The 5,055-nt window shown below is 66.9% G+C and carries 8 protein-coding genes; all 8 read left to right on the top strand.

Features of this window, described 5'->3' with window-relative positions; all coding sequences use genetic code 11:
• Positions 1 to 613: lytic transglycosylase domain-containing protein (locus tag QMX79_RS19925; protein ID WP_282248324.1), on the top strand; the 613-nt coding region annotated here is incomplete at its 5' end.
• Positions 614 to 789: 176 nt separating this feature from the next.
• Positions 790 to 1,950, top strand: coding sequence for a PrgH/EprH family type III secretion apparatus protein (locus QMX79_RS19920; protein ID WP_282248323.1), 1,161 nt, complete (start codon positions 790 to 792; stop codon positions 1,948 to 1,950).
• A 22-nt stretch (positions 1,951 to 1,972) separates the two neighbouring features.
• On the top strand, positions 1,973 to 2,299 hold the full coding sequence (locus tag QMX79_RS19915; RefSeq protein WP_282248322.1) for an EscF/YscF/HrpA family type III secretion system needle major subunit: 327 nt from the start codon (positions 1,973 to 1,975) through the stop codon (positions 2,297 to 2,299).
• Between the two features lie 72 nt (positions 2,300 to 2,371).
• Positions 2,372 to 2,659: a type III secretion system inner rod subunit SctI gene (sctI, locus tag QMX79_RS19910; protein WP_282248321.1), complete on the top strand. Its 288-nt coding sequence runs from the start codon at positions 2,372 to 2,374 to the stop codon at positions 2,657 to 2,659.
• Complete coding sequence (gene sctJ / locus QMX79_RS19905) at positions 2,656 to 3,489, top strand: type III secretion inner membrane ring lipoprotein SctJ (RefSeq protein WP_282248320.1); 834 nt, start codon at positions 2,656 to 2,658, stop codon at positions 3,487 to 3,489. Before sctI ends, sctJ begins: the two co-directional genes overlap by 4 nt.
• Positions 3,490 to 3,493: 4 nt before the next feature.
• Complete coding sequence (locus tag QMX79_RS19900) at positions 3,494 to 4,033, top strand: hypothetical protein (RefSeq protein ID WP_282248319.1); 540 nt, start codon at positions 3,494 to 3,496, stop codon at positions 4,031 to 4,033.
• Positions 4,017 to 4,703, top strand: a complete 687-nt coding sequence (locus tag QMX79_RS19895) for a hypothetical protein (RefSeq protein WP_282248318.1) — start codon at positions 4,017 to 4,019, stop codon at positions 4,701 to 4,703. Before QMX79_RS19900 ends, QMX79_RS19895 begins: the two co-directional genes overlap by 17 nt.
• Entirely contained in the window at positions 4,703 to 4,990 is a 288-nt protein-coding gene (locus tag QMX79_RS19890; protein ID WP_282248317.1) for a hypothetical protein, read from the top strand. Before QMX79_RS19895 ends, QMX79_RS19890 begins: the two co-directional genes overlap by 1 nt.
• The last annotated feature ends 65 nt before the right edge of the window (positions 4,991 to 5,055 follow it).

The following is a 5,055-nucleotide window of genomic DNA, read 5'->3' as shown; positions in this document are numbered from 1 at the left end:
ATCCGGACGCGTTGACGTGACCCGCTGGAAGGCAGGGCTGCTGGTGGCGCTGGCCACCACGGCCCTGCCGGCCAGCGCCAACCAGGTGTTCGCCAGCCTGGATCGCAACGGCCAACTACAGGTATCCACGGCCCCCCTTGCGGGGGCCAAAGCGTTTGATCCGCTCAGGCCCTACGTGCCGGCCCCCGTTCGACGCGCCCCCAGCGCCGCGTCGGCCCCAAAGGCCGCAGCGCGGTGGGCGCCGTTGATCGAGCAGGTCGCCGCAGAGCATGGCGTGGATGCGCGCCTGCTGCATGCCATCGTCACCGTGGAATCCGCCTACAATCCCCAGGCACGGTCCCACGCGGGTGCACTCGGCCTGATGCAGGTCATTCCCTCAACAGGTAAGCGCTTCGGCGCAAACGATCTGTTCGACCCACTGCAGAACCTGCGTGCCGGCACGGCCTATCTGGTCTGGCTGCACCGTCGCTTCAACGGCGACCTGAGCCTGATGCTGGCCGCCTACAACGCGGGCGAGGGCGCCGTGCAACGCCATGGAAACCGCGTACCTCCGTTCAGTGAAACCCGACGTTACGTCGAGAAGGTCACTGCGCTTTACCAGGCAGTTCACTGATTGCAGTGCGTCGGTGATATGCAGTACTGCAACAAACTGCAGTCACCGGACATTGAAACTTTCTTCATGTCAGGGGTTCGGGGGAGCTGTCAGTCTGCGCGTCGTCGCCGAAACGCCTTGTGCAACGGCGCTTCCGCTCCCGCATTCCCCGGACTCCAATGCTCCCCGCGCACAAGTTGAAACTGCTTTCCGGCCAGCTCGATGGCGTGGAATTCACCCTCTCCCCCGGCGACACCGTCTTCCACGTGGGACCGGCGCGCACCCTGCACCAGGGCCAGCTCGGCGCCACGTTGGCCAACGCGGACAACGTGTTCTACATCCCCGGTGACCTGACGCCGGCCTCGTTCCGGTTCCACCTGGGCGAGGACAGCATCACGCTCGACGTCCGCCCGGAAGGTGACGATATCTGGAGCCCGCAGGCGCTGCCGCTGAACGCGGTGGTGCACGTTGCCGGCCTGGCGCTGGCTGTCCGTTCGGAGCACGACACCTGGTCCGCCGCTGTGCTCGACCACCGCCTGCCGGTGGTGGTGGACGACGGCGCGACCTTCACCCCGGTAACGCGCCCCACGCGCAGTGCCGGCGCCCGCCGCTGGATTGCCGTTGCCGCACTGGCGGTGGTGGTGGGCGCCGGCGGCTGGTGGGGTTACGAGCGCCAACGCCCAGCGACCCAGGTCCGCACGCTGGAAGCCGTTCTGGCGAAATCGCCTTACAACTACACCGTGGTGCATGACGCGGAGGGCCGCCTGTATGCCTTCGGCGACAGCGCCGAGGCCGTGGCCTGGGGCCAGCGTGCCAGCCAGCGCGCCGGACGTCTGCACGACCAGTACCGCGAACGGCAGATGGAGGCCGCACGCATCGGCGCCGTGCTCGATAGTGCCAGTGTCGACTATGCGGTCATCCGACTGCGCGCGCCGCAGCAGCCTGAAGTGGTGATCACCGCATTGGGCATGAACGACGTTGAGCGCCGCCGCCAGGTGCAGGCGCTGCTGGTACCGCACATGCCGTATGCCGCCAGCATCGATGTGCGCTCGGTGGGCGATGGCCAGCTGGTGGCGATGGCACGCGACGAACTGCGTGCGCGCGGCATCACCACGCGCACCGGCAACCATGCCGGGCGGGCCAGCATCTCCAACGATGTGTTCCTTGACGACGCATCGCTGCACGCCATGGCGCGCTACCGCGACGATTTCGTGCAGCAGTGGGGCGAGCGCCGCGTGCGCATCAGCATCCGTTTGTGGGACGACCTGCTCAAGGGGCGTTCCTACCAGTATTCCCAGGGCCAGTTGCTTTCTGTAGGCGAAGGGCGCTGGGATTTTTCTACGGCTGGTAGCCGTTGACCATTCTTCCGGAGTAACTGTAATGACTACACCAACCGTTGGTACCACGCCCGTTCCGGGCGATGATTTTGATGGCGATGTCCAAGGCCCACAGTGGGGCTGGCTGGGCGATCACAGCGATCGATTTGATAAGGGTGTGAAAACCCTGAAGAAGGCGCTGGACGACGCGTTCAAGAAGATCGCAGGCGATGGCATTGAAGGTGGCATAGAGGGCGATCCGACGAACCCGGCATACCTCGCCGATTATCAGACCGCCCTGTCGGCGTACACCACCTACCGCACGTTGCAGTCGAACTCGGCCAAGAGCCTGTCGGACATGCAGAAGCAGAATGCCCGTAACCTGGGTTGATGAACTCCTTCGCCGGCAGCTCCTCTGCCGGCGCCAGGACTTTATGCGGGAAATCCCGCAGGAGATGCACCCGTGCAAGTGACCCAGATTTCCACCGAGATCAACGCGGTGGGCGACGCCGACGGCGCCGCAGTACCGCTTTCCAATCGCATGAGCCAAGCCTTGGCCAACAGCTACGTGGGCGCGGGCAACGACCTGGCCGCCATCCAGGCAACCAGCAACGACCCCGTCACCGCATCCAGCCCGGCCGCGCTGCACGAGCTGCAGCTCAACCTGGCCGACTACACCAAACGCATGATCGTCGCCGCCGGCCTGGCCAACCACGCCAACAAGACGGTGGAGACACTGCTCAAGTCATGAAGATGCCGCCTTTTGCGGTTGCCGTGCGCCGCCCCAGCCGGTGGCGCATGGTGCTGCCCCTGCTTGCGCTGGTGCTGCTGGTGGGCTGCGCGCGCAAACCACTTCTGGAGAACCTGGATGAGCGCCAGGCCAATGAAGTGATTGCCGTGCTGCTGCGCCATAACATCGATGCCGAAAAGCACAACCTCGGCAAGGGCGGGTACCAGGTCCAGGTAGGACCGCGCGACCTGCCCGAAGCCATTGAACTGATGCAGCGCAACGACCTGCCGTCGGCGCCGCGCAGCCAGGTCTCCGCGGCGTTCCCGGCCGATTCTCTTGTCAGCACGCCGCTCGGTGAACGAGCGCGGCTGATATCGGCCGTGGAACAGCGCCTGGAGGAATCGCTGCAACTGATGGATGGCGTGCAGTCCAGTCGCGTGCACCTGAACTACGACGCCAACCTGGGCACCGAGGGGCGGCGTGCCGAACGTCGCCGCATGCATGTCGCTGCGGTGGTGGCCCATGAGCCCGGCATCGATACCGAAGTGCTGCTGCAGACCGTGAAGCGCTTCCTGCGCAACACCTTCGATGGCGTGGAGTACGACAATGTGTCGGTCATCCTCACCCAGGTCGAGGGACCGCGGACGCTGGCGGTGACCGCCGGCAGCGAGCGCAGCCTGCCCGTTGCCCTGATGGTGCTGTGCGGCGCGGTAGCCCTGCTGTTGCTGCTGGGCGGCTGGGTGGTGATCCGGCTGGTGCCCGCGATCGGCAACCGTGCGCGCACGGCCTGGCAGCGGATGTCCGGCCGTGGGGATGGCGCGCGCGGCTGGAGGCGGTGGCGCGGTGCATGAGGCCATGCACATCGCGTATGCCCCGGCCGCGTACTACCGGCCGTGGCGGGCGGTGTACGCCAGCGCGTCGCTGGACCAGCAGCGCTGGCTCAACACCACGCTGATCCGCCAGCGGCGCCTGCCCATGCCGGCAACGCTGGCGGTGCCGGCCGATGTGCTGACACGGCGATTGATGGGGCTGTGGCCGAAGCTGCCGGAGGTGGCCACGCTGATGGCGGCCGCGCGGCTGCGTGGCTGGCTGGCGTCGCAGCGCGGCTGTTCGGCATTGCCGGCGACGGTGCAGGCGTTCATGCGGGCGGACCATGCGCAGCAGCCGGAGGGCCGCGTGCAAGAGCCCGCACCGGCGGATCTTTCCGGGGTGTTGCTCGTCTGGGGCGGCGTGGAACTACAGCCGCTGGCCCCGCTGCTGCCCGCGTGGCTCTCTGCACGCCTTTCCCTTCCCTTTGCGCCGATGGCGGGCGACACCCTGCGCCCGCTCGCACGAGAACGTATTGACCTGGACCTCTTCTGGACGGCGGTGACCTATGTTGAAAAGCTTTCCTGAGCACGTTCTGGCGCACGCGCAGGGCGGGGTGATTGCCCCCAGCGCGCTGCGCCAGGCCGCACGTGCCGACCAGCTCGAGGCCGCCGCTCGGCGTCGCGCGGCTGCCGTGTTGGGCGCGCTGCCCGAGCAGGTGGACGCCGCCACCGCGCAGGCCCGTCTCGATGGTTTCCGTGAGGGCTATGCCGATGCCATCGCCGAGGCCGTGCCCCTGCTGGCAGCCGCACTGGGGGACGTGCAGGCCACGCGCGATGCCGTGCTGGGCCAGGTGCGTGAGGTGATCGCGGAAAGCCTTGCTGCCGAAGGCGTCGAAGCTGCCTTGGTCGTGCGCCGCTGCGAACAGTTGCTGGGTGCTGCGGAGTCCGCACTGGTGCTGTACGTGCCGGAGCAGATGCCTGCACTGGGCGAAAGCGTGTTGGCGCAGCTGGCGACGAAGGCCGATGCCCCGTCTGTGCAGCTCGTGGCCTCGCGGTCGGCGTTGCCGATGCTCAAAGCCGGCCCGTTGTTGTTTGAGCTGGACCCGGTAGGCGCCATGGCCGCCGCCGTGGAAGCCAGCGTGGATGGCGATGCACTGGAAGCGGCCGCGCGGCGGCGCGCCAGTGCCTACGTGAGCGGGATTGATGCCCGCCTCAAGCGGTTGCCTTTACCCCTGATCCCGATTGGAGTGGATTGATGATGCTGGAAAAACTGGGGGCGATGGCGCCCCTCAACACGACTACGGTGGAGGGCCAGAAGCAGACGCTGATGCAGCGCATGCAGGCCTCGCTGGACGATCCGTCGACCAAGCCACCGGGCTTCGAAACGCTGCCGTCGCTGCCGGACTTCGACAAGAAGCCGATTGCACCTGACATGGCCGAACTCACCCGCGAGATGGCGCGGCAGTGGTGGTGCACCGAGTTCCTGCAGGCCATGATCTTCGGCGACGAAGAGAAGATCGGGGCCAAGCCGGAAGAGTACTGAAACAGAAAGCGGGCCGCCAGTCCCCGCCCCCCTTTTTTGGCGCGGACCCCCCCCCCGCCCCGGTG

This window comes from Stenotrophomonas sp. PS02300, from assembly GCF_029959395.1.
In the GTDB taxonomy this organism is placed as follows: domain Bacteria; phylum Pseudomonadota; class Gammaproteobacteria; order Xanthomonadales; family Xanthomonadaceae; genus Stenotrophomonas; species Stenotrophomonas maltophilia_AD.
The sequence above is the reverse complement of the archived record's forward strand: the minus strand, read 5'-3'. Positions and strand labels throughout refer to the sequence as shown.